Annotated in this window: 22 protein-coding genes; 6 read left to right on the top strand and 16 right to left on the bottom strand. The window is 73.7% G+C overall.

Going from position 1 to position 22583, the window contains the following annotated elements; genetic code table 11:
- Positions 1-59 precede the first annotated feature (59 nt).
- The 4 genes from ACPYOM_RS04080 to ACPYOM_RS04065 form a co-directional block, all read right to left on the bottom strand.
- Positions 60-1697, bottom strand: a complete 1638-nt coding sequence (locus ACPYOM_RS04080; protein WP_481344981.1) for a S1C family serine protease — start codon at positions 1695-1697, stop codon at positions 60-62.
- A complete protein-coding gene (locus tag ACPYOM_RS04075; RefSeq protein WP_481344980.1) occupies positions 1694-2437 on the bottom strand; it encodes a hypothetical protein in 744 nt (247 codons plus the stop codon). The genes ACPYOM_RS04080 and ACPYOM_RS04075 overlap by 4 nt, the downstream gene beginning before the upstream one ends.
- A gap of 53 nt (positions 2438-2490) precedes the next feature.
- Positions 2491-3171, bottom strand: a complete 681-nt coding sequence (gene sigE / locus ACPYOM_RS04070) for an RNA polymerase sigma factor SigE (RefSeq protein WP_481344979.1) — start codon at positions 3169-3171, stop codon at positions 2491-2493.
- A 157-nt stretch (positions 3172-3328) separates the two neighbouring features.
- The gene (locus ACPYOM_RS04065) at positions 3329-3862 is read right to left on the bottom strand and encodes a hypothetical protein (RefSeq protein WP_481341526.1); all 534 of its coding nucleotides are present in this window, start codon (positions 3860-3862) and stop codon (positions 3329-3331) included.
- A gap of 72 nt (positions 3863-3934) precedes the next feature.
- On the opposite strand from ACPYOM_RS04065, the gene ACPYOM_RS04060 reads away from it, so the two are divergent.
- The gene (locus ACPYOM_RS04060) at positions 3935-4558 is read left to right on the top strand and encodes an O-methyltransferase (protein WP_481341527.1); all 624 of its coding nucleotides are present in this window, start codon (positions 3935-3937) and stop codon (positions 4556-4558) included.
- A 281-nt stretch (positions 4559-4839) separates the two neighbouring features.
- A complete protein-coding gene (locus tag ACPYOM_RS04055; RefSeq protein WP_481344978.1) occupies positions 4840-6009 on the top strand; it encodes a MinD/ParA family ATP-binding protein in 1170 nt (389 codons plus the stop codon).
- Between the two features lie 106 nt (positions 6010-6115).
- On the opposite strand, the gene ACPYOM_RS04050 is transcribed toward ACPYOM_RS04055, so the two are convergent.
- Entirely contained in the window at positions 6116-6289 is a 174-nt protein-coding gene (locus ACPYOM_RS04050; RefSeq protein ID WP_076262632.1) for a DUF3117 domain-containing protein, read from the bottom strand.
- A 141-nt stretch (positions 6290-6430) separates the two neighbouring features.
- Between ACPYOM_RS04050 and ACPYOM_RS04045 the strand changes: the two genes are divergently transcribed.
- A complete protein-coding gene (locus tag ACPYOM_RS04045; protein ID WP_481344977.1) occupies positions 6431-7279 on the top strand; it encodes an enoyl-CoA hydratase/isomerase family protein in 849 nt (282 codons plus the stop codon).
- Between the two features lie 44 nt (positions 7280-7323).
- Here ACPYOM_RS04045 and ACPYOM_RS04040 read toward each other — a convergent pair whose 3' ends face one another.
- From ACPYOM_RS04040 to dapE, 4 genes are read right to left on the bottom strand one after another with little or no spacing between them, the layout of a single operon-like run.
- Positions 7324-8541, bottom strand: coding sequence for a hypothetical protein (locus tag ACPYOM_RS04040; protein ID WP_481341530.1), 1218 nt, complete (start codon positions 8539-8541; stop codon positions 7324-7326).
- Positions 8538-9071 carry a cell division protein DivIVA gene (locus ACPYOM_RS04035; RefSeq protein ID WP_481344976.1) on the bottom strand — a complete coding sequence of 178 codons (534 nt, stop codon included), beginning with the start codon at positions 9069-9071 and terminating at the stop codon, positions 8538-8540. Before ACPYOM_RS04035 ends, ACPYOM_RS04040 begins: the two co-directional genes overlap by 4 nt.
- The gene (locus tag ACPYOM_RS04030) at positions 9068-9949 is read right to left on the bottom strand and encodes an LOG family protein (protein WP_481344975.1); all 882 of its coding nucleotides are present in this window, start codon (positions 9947-9949) and stop codon (positions 9068-9070) included. The genes ACPYOM_RS04035 and ACPYOM_RS04030 overlap by 4 nt, the downstream gene beginning before the upstream one ends.
- Before the next feature lie 37 nt (positions 9950-9986).
- The gene (gene dapE, locus ACPYOM_RS04025; RefSeq protein WP_481344974.1) at positions 9987-11177 is read right to left on the bottom strand and encodes a succinyl-diaminopimelate desuccinylase; all 1191 of its coding nucleotides are present in this window, start codon (positions 11175-11177) and stop codon (positions 9987-9989) included.
- Positions 11178-11278: 101 nt separating this feature from the next.
- On the opposite strand from dapE, the gene dapD reads away from it, so the two are divergent.
- Positions 11279-12211: a 2,3,4,5-tetrahydropyridine-2,6-dicarboxylate N-succinyltransferase gene (gene dapD / locus ACPYOM_RS04020; RefSeq protein ID WP_481344973.1), complete on the top strand. Its 933-nt coding sequence runs from the start codon at positions 11279-11281 to the stop codon at positions 12209-12211.
- Positions 12212-12262: 51 nt separating this feature from the next.
- On the top strand, positions 12263-13135 hold the full coding sequence (locus ACPYOM_RS04015; protein WP_481341535.1) for a hypothetical protein: 873 nt from the start codon (positions 12263-12265) through the stop codon (positions 13133-13135).
- A gap of 97 nt (positions 13136-13232) precedes the next feature.
- Here the strand turns inward: ACPYOM_RS04015 and ACPYOM_RS04010 are convergent, their stop codons facing one another.
- The 4 genes from ACPYOM_RS04010 to fdxA form a co-directional block, all read right to left on the bottom strand.
- Positions 13233-13589 (bottom strand): hypothetical protein, encoded by a 357-nt coding sequence (locus ACPYOM_RS04010; RefSeq protein ID WP_481341536.1) that lies wholly within the window; start codon positions 13587-13589, stop codon positions 13233-13235.
- Positions 13590-13845: 256 nt separating this feature from the next.
- Entirely contained in the window at positions 13846-15129 is a 1284-nt protein-coding gene (locus ACPYOM_RS04005; RefSeq protein WP_481341537.1) for a citrate synthase, read from the bottom strand.
- 131 nt (positions 15130-15260) lie between these two features.
- On the bottom strand, positions 15261-16397 hold the full coding sequence (dapC, locus tag ACPYOM_RS04000) for a succinyldiaminopimelate transaminase (RefSeq protein WP_481344972.1): 1137 nt from the start codon (positions 16395-16397) through the stop codon (positions 15261-15263).
- Between the two features lie 20 nt (positions 16398-16417).
- Positions 16418-16744 (bottom strand): ferredoxin, encoded by a 327-nt coding sequence (gene fdxA, locus ACPYOM_RS03995; protein ID WP_481341539.1) that lies wholly within the window; start codon positions 16742-16744, stop codon positions 16418-16420.
- A gap of 60 nt (positions 16745-16804) precedes the next feature.
- Here fdxA and ACPYOM_RS03990 point away from each other — a divergent pair, with 60 nt between their 5' ends.
- Positions 16805-17935 carry a GNAT family N-acetyltransferase gene (locus tag ACPYOM_RS03990; RefSeq protein ID WP_481344971.1) on the top strand — a complete coding sequence of 377 codons (1131 nt, stop codon included), beginning with the start codon at positions 16805-16807 and terminating at the stop codon, positions 17933-17935.
- Between the two features lie 20 nt (positions 17936-17955).
- On the opposite strand, the gene ACPYOM_RS03985 is transcribed toward ACPYOM_RS03990, so the two are convergent.
- From ACPYOM_RS03985 to ACPYOM_RS03975, 3 genes are all read right to left on the bottom strand, one after another.
- Complete coding sequence (locus ACPYOM_RS03985; protein ID WP_481344970.1) at positions 17956-19686, bottom strand: VanW family protein; 1731 nt, start codon at positions 19684-19686, stop codon at positions 17956-17958.
- A 136-nt stretch (positions 19687-19822) separates the two neighbouring features.
- A complete protein-coding gene (mshB, locus tag ACPYOM_RS03980; RefSeq protein WP_481344969.1) occupies positions 19823-20719 on the bottom strand; it encodes an N-acetyl-1-D-myo-inositol-2-amino-2-deoxy-alpha-D-glucopyranoside deacetylase in 897 nt (298 codons plus the stop codon).
- A 35-nt stretch (positions 20720-20754) separates the two neighbouring features.
- The coding region (locus tag ACPYOM_RS03975) for an ABC transporter substrate-binding protein (protein ID WP_481344968.1) at positions 20755-22583 on the bottom strand (1829 nt) is incomplete at its 5' end.

Genomic DNA, 22583 nt, shown 5'->3' with positions numbered 1-22583 from the left:
TTCCTCGCTTCCCTGCAGGCCGGCGCGCGCCATCATACGGAAGCGCCCCGGGAGCCGGCTCAGTTGTCCGGGTCGGCCTCGAGCGTCATCTGCAGGTCGGTCCGACGGCCGTCGCGCAGCACCGTGAGCGTGACCGTGTCCCCGACGGCGCGCGAGCGGATCGAGACGATGAGCTGGTCCGGGGTGCGGATGCGCTTGCCCTCGAAGGCCGTGATGATGTCGCCCGGCCTGACGCCCGCCTTGGCGGCGGGACCGCCCGCCGTCACGGCGTCCGGGCGGTCGAGGACCTGGGCGCCGTCGCCGCTGAAGGTGCGGTCGAGGCTGACGCCGATGATCGGGTGGGTGGCCTTGCCCGTGGCGATGAGCTGGTCGGCGGTGCGCCGGGCCTGGTCGCTCGGGATGGCGAAGCCGAGGCCGATGCTGCCGCCGGTCGAGCCACCGGTGCCGGGCACGCGGGCGATAGCCGAGTTGACGCCGATCACCTGTCCGGACATGTCGAGCAGGGGCCCGCCGGAGTTGCCCGGGTTGATCGCGGCGTCGGTCTGGATGGCGTTGATGAAGGAGGTCTCGGTGCCCTCGCCCGGCGTGACCGGCCGGTTGAGCGCGCTGACGATGCCGGTCGTCACGGTCTGGTCCAGCCCGAGCGGGGCCCCGACGGCGATGACCTGGTCGCCGACGACGACCTGGTCGGACCTGCCGAGCGTGAGGGGCGTGAGGTCGGTGCGGCCGATCCTGATGACCGCCAGGTCGTAGGAGGCGTCCTTGCCCACGACCGTGGCCTTCTCGGTGTCGCCGTTGCTGAGTACGACGTCGATCTGCCCGCTCGCGGCCGACACGACGTGGTTGTTGGTCAGGATGTGACCCTTGCGGTCGATGACGAAGCCCGACCCCGTGGCCGACCCCTCGCTGCCGCCGTCGACCTTGATCGTCACGACGCTCGGCAGGGCGGTCGCCGCGATGTTGGCGACGCTGCCCGCCGGGCGGGCGGTTGCCCCGATGCCGGGAGTCGGCAGCGTCGAGCCGCTCGTGAGGTTGACGCGGTCGTCGAGCACCTGCCCGGCGACGCCGCCGACGACCCCCGACAGGAGGCACAGCCCGGCGACGGCCGCCACGAGGACGCCGCGGCGTCGCCGCGGCGGCACGTCGACCGGCGCCGACGCCGCCCCCGACATCGGTCCCGCGACCGGTGTCGCTCCCGCGACCGGGGCCTCGGCGCCGGCGTCGGCCGGTGCCACGGGCACCGTGACGGGACCGGCGGCCTCGCTCGGCCCCCCGGGGCCGCCAGGGGCCCCCGGCGCCGCCCAGTAGCCGGCCGCCGACGCGCCCGGGCCCGTGGCGGGGGGGCCGGCACCGGTCGAGCCGGAGGGTGTCCCGGTCGCGGGGACCTCGTCGACGGCGTCGAGGGCGCCAGCGGCGGGCGCGGCGGGCGGGGCGTAGGCGGCCCGGTGTGCCTCCTCCGCCACGGCGTCGGCGCGGTCGCTGCCCCAGGCGGCATCGGCACGGGCTGGAACGCCCGGTCCCTCGGCCGGGTGCTCGCCGCGGAAGACGTCGAACCACGCCTCGGAGGATGCTGCGGGCCCGGGTACCTCCTGGGTGGCGCCGACGTCGATGACACCGGTGCGCTCCGGTTCGCTCGCGCCCTGCGGTTCGGGAGCACCTGCGGGCTCGGGTTCGGGCCTGCGCGGCTCGTCGCTCATGGCGTCGATTCTGCCGAACCCGCCGACGCCGAACGCACCTGGCCCACCTGCGGCGGACGGTTGACGACCCGGTTGGTGACGACCCAGTACGGCGCGCTGACGGCGGCGAGCCGGCTGGACGCCGGGGCATCCGGGCCGGCGGCTGTCGAGCCGGCTCCGGAGACGGCCCCCGCGGCCGTGGAAGCCGTCGAACCGCTCCCCCTGGCCGACGACCCGAGGCGGCTCACGAGCAGCGCCGACATGCCGGAACCCGTGGTGCTCGGACTCGACCCGAGGCTGGCCACGGGCACTCCCGCCGACGGCAGCCGCGTCCCGCCCGGCACGGGTGAGACGGCCAGGCCCCACGCCGCGGCGACCGAGGCCCCCGCGGCGAGCGACGCGACGACCGCGGCCCGCATCGGGGAGCGGTGCAGCGCGGGCGCGCCCGGACGCACGGTCGGCACCGGGTCGTAGGTCGGCAGGGCATGGCGCACGCCCATCGGCGGCAGCGGGATGCGCGGGCCCCCGTCGTGTCCCGACCCCGGCGCGGTCTGAGCCGCCGCCAGACCGAGCAGCGACGAACGCAGCGACGTCGGCATCCCGGTGTCCGAGCGCAGCGCCGCGACGATGCGCCGCTCCCGGTCGACCGCGTCGCGGCACGACACGCAGCACACGAGGTGCCGGTCGTAGAGGTGGAGCATCGCCGGAGGCAGGGCCCGGTCGACGTAGGCGCGCACGTAGCCTCGCAGGTGCGGCGTCACGGGTTCACCTCCAGGCGCATCGGTCGGGCTCCACGTCGTTCGTCTCGGCCGGCTCAGCGGGTCCCGGCGGCGACCCGGCGGCCGGGAAGGCGCAGGCCGGGGCGCGCCGTGCGTCCCTCCGGGCGGGCCCCCTTGGTGGCGCCTGCAGCCGGTGCGGCCGCCACGGCGTCGGGGGCTCGGTGGGCCAGCGCCTCACGCAGCTGCGCGCGGCCGCGGTGGATGCGCGAGCGCACGGTGCCGAGCTTGACGCCGAGCGTGGCGCTGATCTCCTCGTAGGACAGGCCCTCGATGTCGCAGAGGACGACGGCCGCGCGGAACTCCGGCGCGAGCGCGTCGAGGGCCCGTTGCACGTCGTCGTCGAAGCGGGCGTCGTGGTAGGTCTGCTCAGGGCCCTTCTCGCGGCTCGGGAGGCGACCTGCGGCGTCCTCGGGCAGGGCGTCGAAGCGGATCCGCTGCTTGCGGCGCATCTTGTCGAGGAAGACGTTGGTCGTGATGCGGTGCAGCCAGCCCTCGAACGTGCCCGGCTGGTAGGAGTGCAGGGAGCGGAAGACCCGGACGAAGACGTCGTGGGTGAGGTCCTCGGCGTCGTGCGGGTTGCCGGTGAGGCGGTAGGCCAGGCGGTAGACGCGCGCCGAGTGCTGCTCGACGATCTCCTCCCACGTGGGAGGGGTCCACGTCGACTCGGCCGGCGCCACCGCGGGGTGGGGCTGGGTGGACGGCACGCTGCTGGTCACGAGAGCCTGGGACCTTTCGAGGATCGGTTCAACGACGTGAACGCATCGGGTCGGCGATTCGTTCCCCTCCACCGTGCCCGTTTCGGCTGTCGCGTCACCAGCGGGAACCTGTGCGGACGCTGTGAACGTGCGGACCGGCCCCGTGACGGGCGACGCGTCAGGTCGCGAGGTCGCCACCGGCGCCGGTGCGGTCCCCGCCCGGGCCCCGGGCGCCCTGCTGCCCGGCGTCGTCGGGTACCGCCTCGTGGTGCCGCAGGCCCGGCGAGCGCCGGTCCTCCTTCATCTCGGCCTCGAACAGGTGCCGGCGGCCACCGACCAGCGCCTCCCGGGCCTCACGCTCGAACGCCTTGAACGTCGCGTAGTAGCCGTCGTCGTACTCCTCGACGACCTGGAAGGTCCAGCGGCCCTCGAGGACGTTGCGCCCCACGAGCTCGCGCCCGATGCGTTCGGCGAGATCGGTGTGACCGGCCTGGCGCAGCAGGTCGACGGCCTCGCCGAGGGCCAGGTCGGCGGTGCCGGTCAGCCGGTGGAACCCGTAGAGGTGGCCTCGGGCGTCCTCGACGACCTCGAGTGCCTCGGACAGCTTGCCGAGCGCCTCGACCGTCGCGTCGTCGACGCCGTCGGGGCGTCGGTGCTCGGCGGTCGGCCGGTCGGGCTCTCCAGTGGTCGTCGGCAGGTCCGTTTCGTCCATGACCGCACCATAGGCACGGAGGGGCCGGGCTCGTCCAGAACCTGTCGTTGCCGTCGCAGTAGGGTTGCGGCCATGAGTTCGCAGAAGGTCGCCGCGTGGTCGCACGCCGAGGAGTTCGTCGCCCCGAGCGAGCACGTCGAGCAGGCCCGCCTGCGCGGCGAGGAGCTCGGCGCCCGACCGGTCGGCAACGGCGTGGGGGCGACCCTGCAGTTCCTCGCGGCGGCCACCGGCGCCAAGGCGGTCATGGAGGTCGGCACCGGCGCCGGCGCGTCAGGGCTGTGGCTGCTCGGCGGCATGCCCGCCGACGGCGTCCTCACGACCATCGACCTCGACACCGAGCACCAGCGGGCGGCACGAGAGGCGTTCGCCGCCGCCGGCATCGCCCACCAGCGCACCCGGGTCATCGCCGGTCGCGCCCTCGACGTCCTGCCGCGCATGACGGACGCCGCCTACGACCTCGTCGTCGTCGACGCCGACCGGCAGGAGTACCCGGAGTACGTCGAGCAGGCCGGGCGCCTGCTCCGTCCCGGCGGCACCCTGGTGCTGACGTGGTCCGACGACGAGTCCGACCCGGCCAAGCGGGACCCCGAGACCCGGACGCTGCGCGAGGTCGGCCGCACGCTGCGCGACCAGGACCGGTTCACCGTCGCGCTGCTGCCCGTCAGCGAGGGGCTTCTCGTCGCCGTCAAGAGCTGACGCCGGTCGCCTGCTCCCGCTGCTCCCCCGCCCGGCGGCCCGGGCGCCCTGACGTTTCGGGACGTACCCGGACAGACCCGGGCAGGGTTCCCGGATGTCGGGCCCGAGCACCCCGCCGCCCACTCGCCGAGGACTAGCCTTGGCATCCTCACCGTTCGTTCTGCTGCCGGGCCCGGCGTCCGGCTCGCGACACGAGATGGGCGCGCATGAGCACGATCGAGCAACCCTCCACCCCGGCGAACGGGCGTCCTGGCGACCGCCGACCGCCTGCCACCGCCCCCGTGACGACCCCGGCCGGGGGCGCTCGCGCAACGCCCCCGGGACGGTCCGACGCCGGAGCGGTCCGGGCCCCGGCGAAACCGGCCGCCCCCGCCGGCCCCACGGCCCGCGACCTCGCCGATGCCGCCCGAGCGAACGCGGCAGGCGCCGACCGCCCGGGTCATCTCGGACGCCTCCCCGGCCCGGTACGGCAGGTACCGCCCCCGCCGCGTGAGGTCACTGGACCGGCCGCCCCGGCGGCGCCGCTGACCGCCGACGCGTTCACGGACGAGGCCCTGCTCGGCCGCGAGCGCACCGTCGCCCGCACCGGCTGGCGGCGCGGGCTCGCCGGCCTGACCGGTGGCCGGGTGGCCCCCGGCCCGGGGCCGGCCGAGCGGCGTCGCGCCGCGCTCGAGGCCCGGGTCAGGGCCCCCATCGAGGGGACCCGCCGCATCGTCGTCATGAGCCGCAAGGGCGGCGTCGGCAAGACGACGGTGACCGTGGCGCTCGGGGCCACCTTCGCCCAGAGCCGGGGCGACCGGGTGGTCGCCGTCGACGCCAACCCCGACGCCGGCAACCTCGCCCGCCGCATCGCCGGGGACTGCCCGCGCACCATCACCGACCTGCTGGCCGACGCCGACGCCATCGACACCTTCTCGACGATGCGCCGGTACACCTCCCAGTGCCACGAGTCACGGCTCGAGGTGCTCGCCTCGGACGACGACGCGAGCATCAGCCAGGCCCTCGACCGCCCGGCCTACCGCCGCGTCGTGTCCCTGCTCGACCAGTACTACAACCTCGTGCTGCTCGACACCGGCACCGGCATCCTCGACAGCGCCAACCAGGGGCTCCTGGCCGAGGCGGACCAGCTGGTGCTCGTCCTGCGTCCGGCCCTCGACGGCGCCCGCGCCGGGTCGCAGACCCTGGACTGGCTCGACGCGCACGGCTTCGGCGACCTCGTCGCGTCGGCGGTCGTCGTCGTCAACGCCGTCAACCACGCGGGCGACCCGGCGGTCATGGCCATCACCGAGCACTTCTCCCGCCGCTGCGCCCACGTGTCCCACATCCCGTGGGACACCGCGCTCGAGGCCGGCGGCCGCACCCTCCTGTCGCGGCTGGCCCCGAAGACCCGCGAGGCGTTCGTCGACGTCGCGGCCGCCGTCGCCGACCGCTTCTCCGTCGTGACCCCCTGACTCCCGGTCGGACCGCGCTCCCCCGGCCGGGACGCACGACGGCCCCCGACCTACAGGTCGGGGGCCGTCGGAGGCGTGAGTCGAGGCGCCTGGGGCAGGGAGCGCTTCAGCTGACGCCGTCGCAGCCCTGGATCGCGTCGCGCAGAGCCGCAGCCTCGTCGGGGGTCATCTCGACGACCAGCCGCCCGCCGCCCTCGAGGGGCATTCGCAGCACGATGCCGCGACCCTCCTTGACGACCTCGAGCGGTCCGTCTCCGGTCCTCGGCTTCATTGCTGCCATGGTTCCCCTTCCCTAGGAATCCTCGGTCTTTGGTCCCATTATTCCGTGTCTGGATTGCGAGACCTAATCCGGACGTGAGGATGCGCACGTGCGGGGCGCCGCACCTACCGTGGCCCGCCCGGATGGGACAGAGTGGCGCCCATGACCGCGCCCCAGTCCCATCCCACCGACGGCCCGACCTCGGACCGCGCACCCGTCGACGCCACCGGCCCGCTCGTCGTCGAGGTCGACGGTGGCGTCGCGTGGGTGCGCCTGTCGCGCCCGGACGCCATGAACGCCCTCGACGAGGCGCTCAAGGACGCGCTCGTGTCCGCCCTCGAGTCGCTCGCCGCCGACGAGACGGTCCGGTGCCTGGTCCTGACCGGCTCCGGCCGGGCGTTCTGCGTCGGGCAGGACCTCAAGGAGCACGTCCGCAGCCTCGCCGACCAGAGCGCGACCCTCGCCACGACGGTGACCCGGCACTACAACCGGATCGTCACCGCGCTCGCGACGATGAACAAGCCCGTCGTGGCCGCCCTCAACGGCGTCGCCGCCGGCGCCGGCCTCAGCTTCGCCCTCGCGTGCGACGTCCGCGTGGCGGCCGACACGGCGGGCCTCAACACCTCGTTCGCCGGAATCGCGCTGTCGTGCGACTCCGGGGCCTCCTGGTCCCTGCCCCGCCTCGTCGGCACGGCGCGCGCCAAGGACCTGCTGATGTTCCCCCGCACCGTCGGCGCCGCGGAGGCGCTCGAGCTGGGCCTGGTCAACCGGGTCGTGGCGGCGTCCGAGCTCGAGGCCGTCGTGGGCGAGCTCGCCTCGAGGCTCGCCGCCGGGCCGACGCTGGCCTACGGGTCGATCCGGCGCGCGGTGGCCTACAGCGCCACGGCGCCGCTGGCCGACGCGCTGGCCAACGAGGCCGAGCTCATGGCCTACACCGGACACAGCGCCGACCACCGCGCCGCGGTCGACGCCTTCCTGGCCAAGGACGAGCCCGTCTACACCGGCCGGTGACGCCCACCGGCGTCGCCGCTCGTGCGCGCCGGTCGCGGTCGGCGTCACGGCGGGTAGTCACCGTTCGGCGAGGGGACGTAACGCCACAGGATGTCGGTCCAGTACCACTGGCCCACGACGAAGAGCGCGAGCATCGGCACCGCGCGCACCAGCAGCCGGGTCCACGTGGTGCCGCGGCGGTCCGGCCAGCCGGCGCCGACGACGACGCCGAGCAGCGGGAAGAGTGGCACGAGGTAGCGGAAGATGCTGGTGAAGGGGTCGAGCACGGCGGCGAGGTAGGCCGGGTAGGCCAGCGACCACGTCCGCAGCTCGGCCCCGAGCGCCCGAGCCCAGGGGCCGGCCACGAGGGCCACGACCGCCGACGGCACGAGCCAGAGCAGCACCGGACCCCAGGTGTCGCCGAAGACGTAGCGCGCCATTCCGGCCCACGGCGTGAACGGCTCCACGGTGCCCGAGCCGCGCCAGGCGCCCATCGTCCGCGTGTAGGCGTCGGCCTCGCCGGTGACCCACCAGGCGATCGCGGGCCAGAGGAGCCCCGCGACGCCGCACCCGACGAGCGAGGCGACTCCCGCGGCGAGCTCCCCCCGGGTGACGGGCCGCTCGGTACGAGCACGCCAGCGCAACCACAGCGCGACGAGCGTCACGACGCCCAGCGGCACCGCGACCGGACGCGTCAGGCCCAGCAGCACGGCGACTCCCGCCGCCACGAGCCACCGCTCGCGAGCCAGGGCGTAGAGGTACCCGACGAGCAGCAGCATCGCCGGTGCCTCGGTGTAGGCCAGCTGCAGCGTCACCGACGCCGGGAAGCACGCCCACAGGAGCACGACGACGAGCGCCGCCCGGTCACCGAGCCGGTCACGCAGCAGCAGCGCCATGAGCACGGCCGCGCCGAACCCGCACCCGAGCGCGAGCGTCGACCCGGCGGCCGGGAACGACAGCCCCACGGCCATGAGGACCCGCGAGGCGTACGGGAACAGCGGGTAGAAGGCCCAGGCGTTCTGCTGCACCGAGCCGCCCTCGCCGACGGGCAGCTGCGACGGGTACCCGTCGAGGGCGATGGTCTGGTACCACTGGCCGTCCCACAGCGCGGTGAAGGGGAAGTAGGTGACCGGCACGTGGTCGCCACCCGTCATGCCGCTCGGCACCTGGCGCTGCATGACGACGAGCAGGATCGCCGTCGTGACGACGCGGGCGGCGGCGTAGAGCGCCAGGACCCATCCGACGAAGGTGCGGCGGGGCAGGCTGGGAGCCAGGTCCCTCATCCGCTGCGGTCGTCGCCGACGCCGCGTCCGGCCGCCTGCGGCAGCCCCGCTGCATCGGCGGGTGGCGGCTCGGTGGGCGGCGTGGGCGGCGTGGGCGGCGAGCCCTCGGGGCCCGGACGCTCGTGGGCGGCTCGCGGCTCCTGGGCGGCTCGCGGCTCCTCGGCGGCTGGGGCCTCCTCGGCGGCCCGGGCCTCCTCGGCGGCCCTGGCCCCTCCGCCACCCGTGGGGTCGGCGGCGTCTACGGCCGCCGGCGCGGCGTCGCCGCGAAGGACGGCGATCTGCTCGTCCTTCTCGCGCAGCTCGCGGCGCAACCGGTCGACGACGGCGTCGACCTGGCTCATCCGGTAGCCGCGGGCGGCGACGTCGAAGACGAGGTCGTCGAAGTCGTCGTCGGCGATCGCCTCGTCGGGCAGCGGCTCGTGCGACAGCGAAGCCGTCGGCCGGCCGAGGCCGCCCCCCGCCAGACCGAGCACGAGCGCCACGACGAAGCACACGACGACGACGCCGACGAGCAGGATGAACCACTTCACGACGCGGTCTCCTCGTCGCCACGATGCGGATCGGCGGCCTCGGGGGGCATCGTCAGGCCCGGCTCCTCGAAGGTGCGGATGGCCTGCACGGCCTCGTCCGGGTCGTCGGTGAGGACGAAGCGGTCCAGGTCGGCCGGCACGATCATGCCCCGGTCGAGCACGGTGCCGCGCAGCCAGTCCAGCAGACCGGACCAGTAGTCGGTGCCCATGAGCACGAGGGGGAACTCGGTGACCTTCTGCGTCTGGGCCAGCGTCAGCGCCTCGAAGAGCTCGTCCAGCGTCCCGTAGCCGCCGGGCAGCACGATGAACCCGCGCGAGTACTTGAGGAACATGACCTTGCGGGCGAAGAAGTACCGGAAGTTGATGCCGATGTCGACGTACTCGTTGAGGCCGGTCTCGAAGGGCAGCTCGATGCCGAGGCCGACCGACGTGCCTCGGCCCTCGTACGCGCCCCGGTTGGCCGCCTCCATGGCGCCGGGACCGCCCCCGGTGATGACGGCGTACCCGGCCTCGACGAGGCGCCGGCCGACCTCGATCCCGGTGGCGTAGGCGGGGTCGTCACGGGCCGTGCGGGCGGAACCGAAGACCGCCACGGCCGGTCCGAGCTCGGCGAGCGCGCCGAAGCCCTCGACGAACTCGGACTGGATCCGCATGACGCGCCACGGGTCGTTGTGCAGCCAGTCCGAGCGCTGGGGCCTCTGGAGCAGCCGTTGGTCGGTCGTCGTCGTCGGCACCTGCTCGCGGCGCAGCGTGACCGGACCGGTCTGGCGTCGGGAGTCGCGGGGCCCGCCGGACCGCGGCGGGCGCGGTGCCGGGGCAGCCGGCTCGCCGATGCCGGCGTGCCGCTCCGGAGCCGCCGGGTGTTCGTCGTCACTCACAGCGCCACCCTACGTGCCGGTGCCGTGCGCAGACGCGTCAGCCGAGCCAGCGCAGCAGCGCCGCCTCGGCGTCGACGTACTGGTGTACCGGGCAGTGCTCGTCGTCCATGTGCGCGAGGTTCGGGTCGCCCGGGCCGTAGTTGACGGCGGGCACCCCGAGCGTCGAGAAGCGGGCGACGTCGGTCCAGCCCTCCTTGGCGTTGACCGGGACCCCCAACGCCTCGACGAAGGCCTGCGCGGCGGGCAGGAGCAGTCCCGGGCGCGCGCCGTCGGCGGCGTCGCCGAGGGTCACCTCGAAGCCCTCGAACACGTGCTGGACGTGGGCGAAGGCCTCGGCCACGTCCTTGTCGGGGGCGTACCGGTAGTTGACGGTCACCGTGCAGCGGTCGGGGATGACGTTGCCGGCGATGCCGCCGCTGATGGCCACCGCCTGCAGCGCCTCGTGGTAGTCCAGCCCGTCGACGGTGATCGTCTCGGCCTCGTAGGCGGTGAGGCGGCTCAGCACGGTCGCGGCGTCGTGGATCGCGTTGTGGCCCTTCCATGGCCGCGCCGAGTGGGCGGCGACGCCGGTCGTCGTGACGTCTGCACGCAGGGTGCCCTTGCAGCCGCCCTCGATCGCGCCGTCGGTCGGCTCGAGGAGCACCGCGAAGTCCCCGGCGAGCAGCTCGGGGTGGGTCTGGCCCACCCGGGCCAGGCCGTTGTACCTCGCGTCGATCTCCTCGCACTCGTAGAAGAGGAAGGTCAGGTCGCGCTCGGGCTCGGCCAGCTGCGCCGCGATGCGCAGCATGACCCCGACACCGCCCTTCATGTCGACCGTGCCGCGACCCCAGAGGTCGTCGCCGACGCGCCGGGTCGGCAGGTTCGGCTCGGCGGTCAGCGGGACGGTGTCGATGTGGCCCGCGAGGACGACACGCTCCGAGCGGCCGAGGTGGGTGCGGGCGACGACGGTGTTGCCGTCGCGCACGACCTCGAGGTGGGCCAGTGGCCGCAGCGCCGCCTCGATGGCGTCCGCGAGGGCCTGCTCGTCCCGGCTGACCGATGCGACGTCACAGATCGCTGCGACGAGGGTCGTGACGTCGGCGGTGAGGTCGAGCGGCGACGCCGGGCCGGCGCCGGGGGCGTGCGGGGCGGCGTCGGTGACCTCGGCGGTGGCGTCGGTGACCTCGTCGGTGGCGTCGGGGGCGGCGTCGGCGGTCACGGGCTCGGTGGACGGGGTCGGCTCGGGCATACCGGGAAGGCTAGCCCGCCGGTGCCCGCCGGTGCCCGCCAGCCGGACGGGGAGGCCGTCTGGTTTCGGGCACCGGACCCCGCGGCCCTATCCTTTCGCGCATGTCGGAGCGCAGCGCATGGGGTTATGGACTGACGACGGTCACGGACGGCGGGCAGGTGCTCGACACGTGGTTCCCCGAACCGGCCCTCGGGGCCCGGCCGGCCGAGGCCTCCGCTGCCGCGGGACTGGCCGCACTCGCCGGCGAGGACGCCGCCCGCCGCGTCCGCACCGAGGTGCGTCTCGTCGAGGTCGACCTCGACGCCGCGCCGGCGGACGCGCCCGACGCCTACCTGCGGCTGCACCTGCTCTCGCACTGCCTCGTGCAGCCGAACACCGTCAACCTCGACGGCATCTTCGGGGTCCTGCCGAACGTCGTCTGGACGAGCGTCGGGGCCTGCGCCGTCGACGGGTTCGAGCAGACCCGCCTGCGACTGCGCGCGGCCGGCCAGCACGTCGCGGTCTACGGGGTCGACAAGTTCCCCCGGATGACCGACTTCGTCGTGCCGCAGGGCGTCCGGATTGCCGACGCCGACCGCGTCCGCCTCGGCGCGCACCTGTCCCCGGGCACCACGGTCATGCACGAGGGGTTCTGCAACTTCAACGCGGGCACGCTCGGCACCTCGATGGTCGAGGGCCGCATCGTGCAGGGCGTCGTCGTCGGCGACGGCTCCGACGTCGGCGCCGGCGCCTCGATCATGGGGACGCTCTCCGGTGGTGGCACGGAACGCGTGAGCATCGGCGAGCGTTGTCTCGTCGGGGCCAACGGCGGCATCGGGATCGCCCTCGGCGATGACTGCGTCGTCGAGGCCGGTCTCTACGTGACGGCGGGGACCAAGGTGACCCTCCCCGACGGCGCGGTGGTCAAGGCCCGCGAGCTCTCCGGTTCGAGCAACATCCTCTTCATCCGCAACAGCGTGACCGGCGCCGTCGAGGCTCGGGACCGGGCAGGCTCCGGCATCGCGCTCAACGAGGCCCTGCACGCGAACGACTGACCCCAGCCGACCCCACGCCCGGCGCGCCGTGGCGACGACGACGAGGACCCCATGCCGACCCGCCAGCGCCCGACTCTCGCGGAGTCCCGCGCGCCCCGACGTCCCGCGCGGCGCCGGCGGCGGGGTGTCGCGGTGCTGCTCGTCGTCGCGCTCGTGGCGGTCGGTGCCTGGTTCGGGGCGCGCTTCCTCTACACCAGCGTCGTCAACCCGACGTGCACCATCACGGCCGGAGGCATGACCGAGACCTTCGACCCCGAGCAGACCGCCAACGCCGCGCTCATCAGCGCGCTCGCGGTCAAGCGCCGGCTGCCCCCGAGAGCGGCGACCATCGCCCTGACGACGGCCTTCCAGGAGTCGAAGATCCGCAACCTGCGCTACGGCGACCGCGACTCGCTCGGGCTGTTCCAGCAGCGGCCGAGCCAGGGATGGGGCACCGAGAAGCAGATCCTCGACATGGTCCACGCGACCAACGCCTTCTACGACGCGCTCGTCAAGTTCAGGGGCTACGAGAGCGCCGACATCACCACCATCGCCCAACGGGTCCAGCGCAGCGGGTTCCCGGAGGCCTACCGCGACCACGAAGGGCAGGGACGCGTGCTCGCCTCGACGCTGACCGGCCATTCGCCCGGCGGGCTCACCTGCCGCCTCGACGCCGCGAAGACGAGCGTGAGCCCCTCCCGCGTGGCCGACGACCTGCAGCAGCAGATGGGCGTCGCGTCGGTGCGCCGCGGCGAGAAGACCGTCACGGCCACGGCGTCGAACCCGGCCCTGGCCTGGGCGGTCGCGCACTGGGGAGTCGCGCGGGCCGAGCAGTACGGCGCGACCCGCGTCACGATCGGCGACCGCACCTGGGACCGCTCCGAGGGCGACGCCGGCTGGTCCGCCGGCTCGGCCACCACGACGGTCACCATCACCCTCGCCTGACCTGCTCTGACGCGACCGACGCCTGGTCGGGCGTCGGAGCCGGACGTCGCGCCGACCGGGCGGCCGGCGCGGCGCAGACCACGGCCGGCGCGCGTCCTCAGTCGATCCCGGCGACCCGGTCGAGGTGCTGCAGCAGGTCGTAGGCAGCCCGTTCGACCTTTTTGTGGCGCCACTCGGCGGCCCGGTACACGCAGGCGATGAGGCCGGTGCGGTGCACCCGCCGCAGGTCACCGCAGACGAACGCGTACCGCGCCTTGGTCTCGTCGTTGGCACCCTCGGTCAGACCGAGGTGCCAGGAGGCGTACTCCTCCCACGAGTGGCGCTCGAGGTAGGCGTTCTGCGCCTCGGCGCCCGGTTGCACCTCGCCCCAGTCGCTGTCGAGCACGTACTGCCGCCGCTCGATGCGTTCGCGCACCGCCGCCACCGCCGCGTCGTTGACCGTGTAGCTCGCCATGACCCCACCATGCCCCACCGCGCCGCGCCCCCGCGCACCGAACGAGTCGTTCGGTTGCTGCGACCCGGTCTCCGACAGGGACCGAACGAGTCGTTCGGGTTGCGCAGACCCGGTCTACGACAGGCACCGAACGAGTCGTTCGGTCCCGAACGCGCCGTAGGGTGCCGAACGCGCCGGTGCACAGACGTTTTCGGCACCGAACGAATCGTTCGGTGCCGAAAGCGTCGGCAGGGCCCGTAGGGGAGGTGGGGCTGGATCAGCCCTGCGGGTAGTCGCGCTCGGGGGACCCGGTGTAGATCTGGCGCGGGCGGCCGATCTTCGTCTCCGGATCGGTCATCATCTCGCGCCACTGGGCGATCCAGCCCGGCAGGCGGCCGATGGCGAACAGGACCGTGAACATCTTCGTCGGGAAGCCCATCGCCTTGTAGATGAGGCCGGTGTAGAAGTCCACGTTCGGGTAGAGCTTGCGCTCGACGAAGTAGTCGTCGGCGAGGGCGATCTCCTCGAGGCCCTTGGCGATGTCGAGCAGCGGGTCGTCCTGGCCGAGCTTGGCGAGGATCTCGTCCGCGGACTTCTTGATGATGGCCGCACGCGGGTCGTAGTTCTTGTAGACCCGGTGGCCGAAGCCCATGAGCCGGACGCCGCCCTCCTTGTTCTTCACCTTCTCCATGAACTTCTTCGGGTCGTCCCCGGACTCGTGGAGCTGGTCGAGCATGTCGAGCACGGCCGAGTTGGCGCCGCCGTGCAGCGGACCGCTCAGGGCGTGGATGCCCGCGGAGACGGAGTTGAAGAGGTTGGCGTGGGCCGAGCCGACGAGGCGCACCGTCGAGGTGGAGCAGTTCTGCTCGTGGTCGGCGTGGAGGATGAACAGGAGGTCGAGGGCCTTGGCCACGGTCGGGTCGACGGTGTAGGGCTCGACGGGGTAGCCGAAGGTCATCCGGAGGAAGTTCTCGACGAGCGAGAGCGAGTTGTCCGGGTACATGTAGGGCTGGCCGACGCTCTTCTTGTGCGCCATGGCGGCGATCGTCGGCAGCTTGGCGAGCAGCCGGACCGTCGAGATCTCGACCTGCTCCTGGTCGAAGGGGTCGAGGCTGTCCTGGTAGAACGTGCCGAGCGCGGAGACCGCGGAGGACAGCACCGGCATCGGGTGCGCGTCGCGCGGGAAGCCGTTGAAGAACGCGCGGAGGTCCTCGTGCAGCATCGTGTGGCGACGGATGAGGTCCTCGAACCGGGACAGCTCCTCGGGCGTCGGCAGCTCGCCGTAGATGAGCAGGTAGGCCACCTCGACGAAGGTCGAGTGCTCGGCCAGCTGGCCGATCGGGTAGCCCCGGTAGCGCAGGATGCCCTGGTCGCCGTCGATGTAGGTGATGGCGCTCTTGCACGAGGCCGTGTTGACGAAGCCGACGTCGTAGGTGACCAGACCGGTCTCCTTGAGGAGCGAGCTCACGCCGAGCCCGTCATTGCCCTCGACGGCGTCGACACCGGGGAAGGTGAGCTCCTTGTCGGCGACCTTGAGCGTCGCGTCCACTGCCTTGGTCACTTCGTTCCTCCTGTCGCCCCGGGCACGGGCGGTAAGTCGTCGGATTCCGCAGCGACGTTACCCCAGCGTCACCGGGCCTGGGAAAACAGGTGTCGGGCCGTGGACGCGCAGGTCGGGCGACGGGTGAGGGCTCAGAGCCGCTCGCACGCGGCGGCGATGCGCTCGTCGGTGGCGGTGAGGGCGATGCGTACGTGCCGGGCGCCGCCAGGGCCGTAGAACGCCCCGGGCGCCACGAGGATGCCGCGCTCGGCGAGCTCGGCCACGGTCGTCCAGCAGTCCTCGTCGCGCGTGGCCCACAGGTACAGGCCGGCCTCGGACAGCTCGATGCGCAGCCCCGCGCGCGTGACGGCCTCGACGAGGCGCGCCCGGCGCCGCGCGTACACGGCGCGCTGGGCCTCGACGTGGTCGTCGTCGCGCAGGGCCGCCGCCATCGCCGCCTGCACCGGTGCCGGCATGATCATGCCGGCGTGCTTGCGCACCTCGAGGATGCGCCCGACGAGCGCGGGGTCACCGGCCAGGAACGCCGCGCGGTAGCCGGCGAGGTTGGACTGCTTGGACAGGGAGTACACGGCGAGCAGGCCCGTATGGTCGCCGTCGCAGACGTCGGGGTGCAGGATGCTGGGCGTGGCGGTGCCGTACTGCCCCTCACGCCAGTCGAGCTCGGCGTAGCACTCGTCGCTCGCGACGACCACGCCGTGCCGACGCCCCCACTCGACGACCTTGCGCAGGTGGCCCACGCCCAGCACCTGGCCGTGCGGGTTGCCCGGGCTGTTGAGCCACAGCAGCTTCGGCGTCGTGCTCGGCGTCATCGGTCCGAGACCGGTCAACGAGCCGACGACGCGCGGCGTCGCCCCGGCGAGCCGGGCCCCGATGTCGTAGGTCGGGTAGGCGACCTCGGGGATGCCGACGACGTCACCGGTCCGGACCCCCAGGAGGGTGGGCAGCCACGCGACGAGCTCCTTGCTGCCGATGGTGGGCAGCACGGCGTCGGAACCGAGCCCGGGGACGCCGCGACGCCGCGCGAACCACTCGGCGATCGCGGCCCGCAGGTCCGTCGTGCCGACCGTCAGCGGGTAGCCGGGCGCGTCCGAGGCGCCGGCGAGGGCGCTTCGCACGACCTCGGGGGTCGGGTCCACGGGCGTGCCGACAGAGAGGTCGACGACGCCCCCCGGATGCGAGCTCGCCCGCGCCTTGTGGGGCGCGAGCGAGTCCCAGGGGAAGTCGGGCAGGTCGAGCGGCGCCGGGCCCGGGCCGGTGGTCGTGGCCACGGCCTCGTCACCGAGAGGCGTCACTCGTCGTGCGGCTGGGGCGGCAGGGCCGCGACGAGCGGGTGGTCCTTGTCGATGACGCCGAGCTTGGCGGCACCGCCCGGGCTACCGAGGTCGTTGAAGAACTCGACGTTCGCGTTGTAGTAGTCGGCCCACTGCTCGGGGACGTCGTCCTCGTAGTAGATGGCCTCGACCGGGCACACCGGCTCGCACGCGCCGCAGTCGACGCACTCGTCCGGGTGGATGTAGAGCGAACGCTTGCCCTCGTAGATGCAGTCGACCGGACACTCCTCGATGCACGCGCGGTCCTTGAGGTCGACGCACGGCTGGGCGATGACATAGGTCATGGGGAGGGGACCTCCTGGGAGCGTTCGGGGTGAAGTGCTGCACCGCCTAGTATGCCGGACATGACTGGCGAGCCCACGCGCGACCCCGCTGCTGAGACGGGCCCCGGGAGCACCCCCCTCACGGGCTCCGCAGGCACGCCGGGCTCCACCGACACGACCGGCCACCGCCTCACCGCGGGGCTGACCGTCGGCGGGCGCGTCGTCGTCCGCTACCGCCTCGCGGAAGGCAGCGACGCCGGTGCCACCGACTTCGTCGGCGAGCTCGTGGCGCGCAACGAGGACTTCCTCGTCGTCGACGCCCGGGCCGGGCAGGGTGGTCGGCAGACCGAGCGGGTCATGCTCGTCCGCGCCGACGTCATCGCCGCCAAGGACGTGCCGCCACCGGCGAGCCAGCCGGGTCGCGCGCACCAGCGCGTGTCGGCCGACGACCTCGAGAGGCTCATGGCGCGTGGCTGGACGGCGACGTCCCGCAAGGGGCTCGGCGACTGGCTGATGCGCTCGGCCTCCGGCTTCACCGGGCGGGCCAACTCCGTTCTGGCCGTAGGCGACCCGAGCCTCCCGATCGACAAGGCCATCGACTTCGCCGAGAGCTGGTACGCCGAGCACGACGCTCCTGCGCTGTTCCAGCTGCACGGCCCGACCGGCTTCGACGTCGCCGAGCAGCCGCTCGGCAAGGCGCTCATCGGGCGCGGCTACCTGCCCGGCGGCGGGCGGCCCGAGTGGTCCCGCGTCCTCGTCCTCACCGGCCTGTCCGCGCAGGTGCCGCCGCTCACCACCGAGTCGGTGCCGGTCACCGCGGACGCGCAGCTGTCCCCCGAGTGGCTCATGGCCTACGCCGCGCAGCGCTCCGTCGTGCCGGGCACCACGGAAGCCGTCCTCACCGGCAGCGAGGGGCAGCTGTTCCTCTCGGTGCGCGACGAGCCGACCGGGCGGATCATCGGGATCGCCCGCATGGCGATCCACGCCGGCTGGGCGGGCATCTTCGGCCTCTGGGTCCATCCGGAGCACCGGCGCCGCGGCATCGCCTCGACGATAGTGTCGGCAATCGCGATGGTGGCCCGCGAGAACAACATGCCGGCGATGTACCTGCAGGTGTCCGGCGACAACACCGACGGCGTCGCCTTTTGGAGCCGGCTCGGGTTCACCGTGCACCACGAGTACACCTACCTGGCCCGCCCCGCATCAGCCTGAGGCCGTGGCAGCTCACCGGGTCACGGGGGCGTGGCGCCGGGGTTGGTGCAGATGACCTCGTCCTCGGGCACGTAGTGCGTCGTGACGTCCTCGCTGCGCACGAGCGTCGGGGAACCGGGGCGGTACCACTGCCGGGTCACCGTGACGTCGAACCCGGGGTTCGGCTGCTGCGGGTAGCACGTCGCGCTGTCGCTGCGGATCGTGCGGGGCGGCCTGACGTTCGCGCGCGGACCCTTGACGCTCCTGACGTCCCACACCTTGGTGCTCCAGACCCGCCCGTGCACCTGGCCCTTGTCGACCCAGGTCTGCAGGAGCATCCCGTAGGGGGTGTCGTTCGTCCACCTGTTGTCGATGCTCGGCCAGTAGACGGTGGCCTCGCGGCCCTCGGGGTAGCGCGGGATGAAGAACGCGTGCGGACGGAACTCGAGGAACCGGACCCCGGCGAAGTAGGCCAGGTTGTACACGACGGTCGAGACCTGTGAGACGCCGCCGCCGGTGCCGCGGGTCAGCCGGCCGTCGATGATGACGGTGCCGTCGGCATAGCCCTTGTCCTCCGTGCGCTCGCCGAGGATCGCGTTGAGGCTGAAGGTGCCTCCGGGCGGGACGTACGTGCCGTCGAGGCGCTGCGTGGCGACGACGAGGTTGTTGGTGCGGCTCGGGTCGTCGGTCGGGAACGGCGAGGAGAACTCGACGACCTTCGTCGTGATGCCCGCCCTGACGGCGTCCTGCGTGGAGAACGGGGGCTTGGCCGGGACCGCGGCCACCGTGACCGTGCGGCCCGTGCCGGTACCGGTGACAGCCGCGACGACGGCCTTGGCGACGGCGTCCTCGTCGACGGCCGCACCGTCGACCGACGGCACGAGCCTCGGAGCGCCGTTGCCCGGCCCGAAGACCCAGCGGGCGCTCGTCGCCGACCTCGTCGGGACCGTGACCTTCGCGGCGACGAGCCGGGCCAGGCCGGGCTCGTCGAAGCTCGCCCGCAGGCCGCCGGACCCGTCGGCCTCGACCTTGACGAAGGGGACCAGCTCGGTCGGCTGCACGACGACGCGCGACGTGCCGGCCACGAGGGTGACCGGCCCGGAGACGATGGCTGCGGCCGTGGTGTCGGCGAACTGCTCGACCGCCGCACCGGCCACCGTCGGCGCGGTGTCGCGCACCGCGGCGACGGCGGTCGTGGACTCGGGGAAGGCGCGCCGCAGGGCGAGCTTGGTGCCCACCACGTCGAGCGTCCGGCCGGACCGCGGCATCTCCACCGTGACGCGTCCGGCGGGGAAGGTGACCCGTCCCTCGCGCGGCGGCTGCTCGACCCTGGGGGCCAGCGCGTCGAGGTAGGCCGTGAGCCGGTCGTCGTCGACGCTCGTCAGCAGGGGCAGGCGCAGGGACCCGGTCAGCTTGGCCCAGATGGTGCGGGGGTCCAGCGTGAACCCGGTGAGGCCGTCGAGGGACCGGGCCGCGTCGACCCGGAGGCCGGCGTCGACGGGCACGACGCTCACCGGCTCGGCCCGGCCGGGCACGGTGAGCGCGATGGGCCGGGTCAGGACCTCCCGCGCGCCGCGCTCGATGGCGGCGGTGGCCCGCTCGGGCGTCATGCCGCCGACGTGGATGCCACCGACGGACACCGTGGCCGGCACGTGGTCGGCGGACCAGATGCTGAGGCCCGCGTAGGCGCCCCCGAGCACGACGGTGGCGGCGAGCAGCCGGACCGCGGTGGCGCGGCTCTCGCGGCGGGGCTGGGGCTGCCAGGTGTCCATGGGCCTCCGTACGCGGCGTCGTGCGCGGGCACGGCCTCGGGTGCGGCTGGTGGTGGCTCGAACGGTAGCCCGCCCGGGGCCCGGCACCGGCGAGGCGGACCGGTGTGGCCCGGACGTGACCGAGTCGTTGCGAGGATCAGGCGAGCAGGCCCACCTCCGACGCGGGGACGGCGCCCCCGAGCGTCTCCCACGTCACGGGGTCGACGCGGCGGAAGCCCTCCCGCGTCGATGTCCGGGCGGCGATGAGGTTGGACAGCGCGTGCACGTCCTCGCTGGCCACGATGACCTGCGTGGCGTGCGCGCGCAGCGCCTGGTTCTTCACCGCCCTGGCTGCGGCGTCCTCGACGACGTGCGTCACGCGCTCGTCGGGCACGACCGACGGCGGGAACGGGTCGTCGGCGGCGGGCAGGACGAGCGGCGGCAGCCCGTCGGGGCGGGCCAGGCAGGCGGGGTCGGCGGCGTGCAGCCAGGCGCGGTCGGCGCGGGCCCACGACACCGGCGTGAGGATCTCGAAGGCGCGGCCGGGCCGCTCCGAGGCCTCGAGCAGGCGCAGCGCGCGCCGGGTCGCGTCGTGCGTCCGGACGTGGTCGGGGTGGCCGTAGCCGCCGTGCGCGTCGTAGGTGACGACGACGTCGGGGCGCACCACGCGGAGCACCCCGGCCACGAGCGCCGCGGCCTCCTCGAGGTCGACGCCGGCGAACGCGTCGGGGCGGGCTGCCGCCGGCGAGCCCGCCATGCCGGAGTCGCGGTACCGGGACAGCCGCCCGGCGGCGGGGTCGGCGCCGAGCACGTGCATCGTGGCGCCGAGGTGTCGCAAGGCCTCGGCCAGCTCGGCGTGGCGGTGCGGGCCGAGGGCGTCGTCCGGGTGCCCCTCGAGGTGGGCGAGGCCGGGCGGGATGACCTCGCCCTCCTCTCCCAGCGTGCACGTCAGCACGTGCACCTCGTCGCCCCGCGCGACGTGGTGGGCCATCGTCACGCCGCACGTCAGCGACTCGTCGTCGGGATGGGCGTGGACGAACACGAGACGGGCCACGGGGCCTCCTGCCGGTCGGGCGGGTGCGGGGACGGTCAGTGGAGGGAGACGGTCGCGAGGTCGACGATGCCGCCGACGGCGTGGTCCTCGTAGTGCACGACGCCGGCGCCGTGCAGGTACAGCGCCTTGGTCGCCGAGAGCGCGACGTAGCCGCCGGCGTCACGCAGCGCGGTGTCGGCCTGCAGCCACACCTTCGCACGCTGCTCGGGGTCGGGCGTGGCCTCGGCCTGGTCGATGAGCCGGTTGACGGTCTTGTCGTCGACGTAGCCGACGTCCTGTCCGGGACCGGTGGAGTCGATGTTGATCCGCGAGTCGAAGAGGGCCGGCAGGACGCCCGAGGCCGACGGCCAGTCGGGCGTCCAGACCCCGCGGAAGACGTCGAAGGACGCGCCCGCCGTCTTGCGCTCGATCGTCTCGTAGTACTCCTCGGGGGCGACGCCGGTCAGCTCGACCTCGAAGCCGGCCCGCTCCCAGCCGGCCGCGAGGGCCGCGTAGGCCTTGTCGCCGAGGACCGAACGCGCGTAGACGACGCGCACCCGCACCGGCGTCCTGACGCCGGCCTGCTGGAGCACGCGGCGCGCCTGCTCCGGGTCGCCGTCGACCTTGGCGCCGCTCGGCACCTCGACCGTGGAGGGGTCGACGGCCGGTGACAGGATCGACCACGTCGGGGTGCCGGCCCCCTCGCCCCCGTTGGCGGTGACGTACGTGGCTCGGTTGGTCGCGAGCGCGAACGCCTTGCGCACAGCGGGGTTCGACATGACGGGGCTGCGCATGTTGAGCGCCAGGTAGTCGACGTTGCCGGTGTAGGGGAAGGTGAGGCGGGCCTGCAGGTCGGTGCCGGCCTGGTTGCGCAGCGTCGGGCTGGCCTGCACCCACGAGACCGCGTACGCGTCGTCGTCACGCTGGTTGAGCAGGCGCTGGATGACTGCGGCCTCACCGAGCCCCGTCGTCACCTCGATGCGGTCGGGGTAGGCCCGGCGGACGGGGTCGGTGCGGGGGTCCCAGTTCGCGTTGCGCACGAACGTGCCGCCCTCGTCGGCCTTCCACGGCTTCTCCAGCCGGTAGGGGCCGCTCGACATGACGTCGTAGGAGGTCTTGTCGTCCTTGCGGTCGCTCGAGGCCTTGCGAGGGGCGAACTCGGGCAGCGCCACGACGTACGGGAAGTCCGGCTCGGCGTCGCGCAGGTGGAAGGTGATGGTGCGTCCCGAGCAGGCCACGGCCCGGTCGAAGTCCGGCTGGTGGGCCGTGTCGTCCGGGCCCTGGTAGACCGGCTTCTCGAGCCCCTCGGCGGTGACCTTCGTCGGGATGTCGAGCAGGAAGCTGGCGTAGTTGGTGCCGGCGACGTGGGTGCGCCGATCGAAGGTGCGCGCGATGCCGTGGCGGACGTCGTCGCACGTGATCGGCGAGCCGTCCTGCCACGTGAGCCCCTCGCGCAGGGTGAACGTCCACGTCCGCCCGCCGTCCTTGGCGGTGCCGGTGTCGGTGGCGAGGTCGGCGACGACGTCGCGCTGGTGCGCGCCCGTGCCGTACGCGGTCAGGCCGCGGGCGAAGACGCGCTGGGCGAAGAACGCCTCGGGCCCGACGTACATCAGCTGCGGGTCCCACGTCGCGACCTGGCCGGCCACGAGCACCTCGAGCGTTCCGCCCGGCTGCGGGGCCGCGTCACTCCCGACGCTGCCCGTCGACGTCGCCGGCCGGACGACGTCTGTGGCCGCGCCGGCATCACCCGTGCCGGTGCACCCGGCCGCCGCGGACGCGAGCAGGACCGCGGCGAGGCCGGCCCCGAGGGACTGTCTCTTATACACATCTCCGAGCCCACGAGACGCGTAGTAATCTGGGGGGGCGGGCTTCTGGTGGGAAGGGG

The organism is Monashia sp. HAY1-2A, assembly GCF_056755315.1.
Note: the sequence above shows the minus strand (reverse complement) of the source record. Positions and strands in the feature narration are given on the sequence as shown.

Bases quoted from the DNA above. Each gene is read 5' to 3' on its own strand.
- ACPYOM_RS04080 (WP_481344981.1), bottom strand. From the start codon at position 1,697: ATGAGCGACGAGCCGCGCAGGCCCGAACCCGAGCCCGCAGGTGCTCCC.
- ACPYOM_RS04065 (WP_481341526.1), bottom strand. From the start codon at position 3,862: ATGGACGAAACGGACCTGCCGACGACCACTGGAGAGCCCGACCGGCCG.
- ACPYOM_RS04060 (WP_481341527.1), top strand. From the start codon at position 3,935: ATGAGTTCGCAGAAGGTCGCCGCGTGGTCGCACGCCGAGGAGTTCGTC.
- ACPYOM_RS04050 (WP_076262632.1), bottom strand. From the start codon at position 6,289: ATGGCAGCAATGAAGCCGAGGACCGGAGACGGACCGCTCGAGGTCGTC.
- ACPYOM_RS04045 (WP_481344977.1), top strand. From the start codon at position 6,431: ATGACCGCGCCCCAGTCCCATCCCACCGACGGCCCGACCTCGGACCGC.
- ACPYOM_RS04040 (WP_481341530.1), bottom strand. From the start codon at position 8,541: ATGAGGGACCTGGCTCCCAGCCTGCCCCGCCGCACCTTCGTCGGATGG.
- dapE (WP_481344974.1), bottom strand. From the start codon at position 11,177: ATGCCCGAGCCGACCCCGTCCACCGAGCCCGTGACCGCCGACGCCGCC.
- dapD (WP_481344973.1), top strand. From the start codon at position 11,279: ATGTCGGAGCGCAGCGCATGGGGTTATGGACTGACGACGGTCACGGAC.
- ACPYOM_RS04015 (WP_481341535.1), top strand. From the start codon at position 12,263: ATGCCGACCCGCCAGCGCCCGACTCTCGCGGAGTCCCGCGCGCCCCGA.
- ACPYOM_RS04010 (WP_481341536.1), bottom strand. From the start codon at position 13,589: ATGGCGAGCTACACGGTCAACGACGCGGCGGTGGCGGCGGTGCGCGAA.
- fdxA (WP_481341539.1), bottom strand. From the start codon at position 16,744: ATGACCTATGTCATCGCCCAGCCGTGCGTCGACCTCAAGGACCGCGCG.
- ACPYOM_RS03990 (WP_481344971.1), top strand. From the start codon at position 16,805: ATGACTGGCGAGCCCACGCGCGACCCCGCTGCTGAGACGGGCCCCGGG.
- ACPYOM_RS03985 (WP_481344970.1), bottom strand. From the start codon at position 19,686: ATGGACACCTGGCAGCCCCAGCCCCGCCGCGAGAGCCGCGCCACCGCG.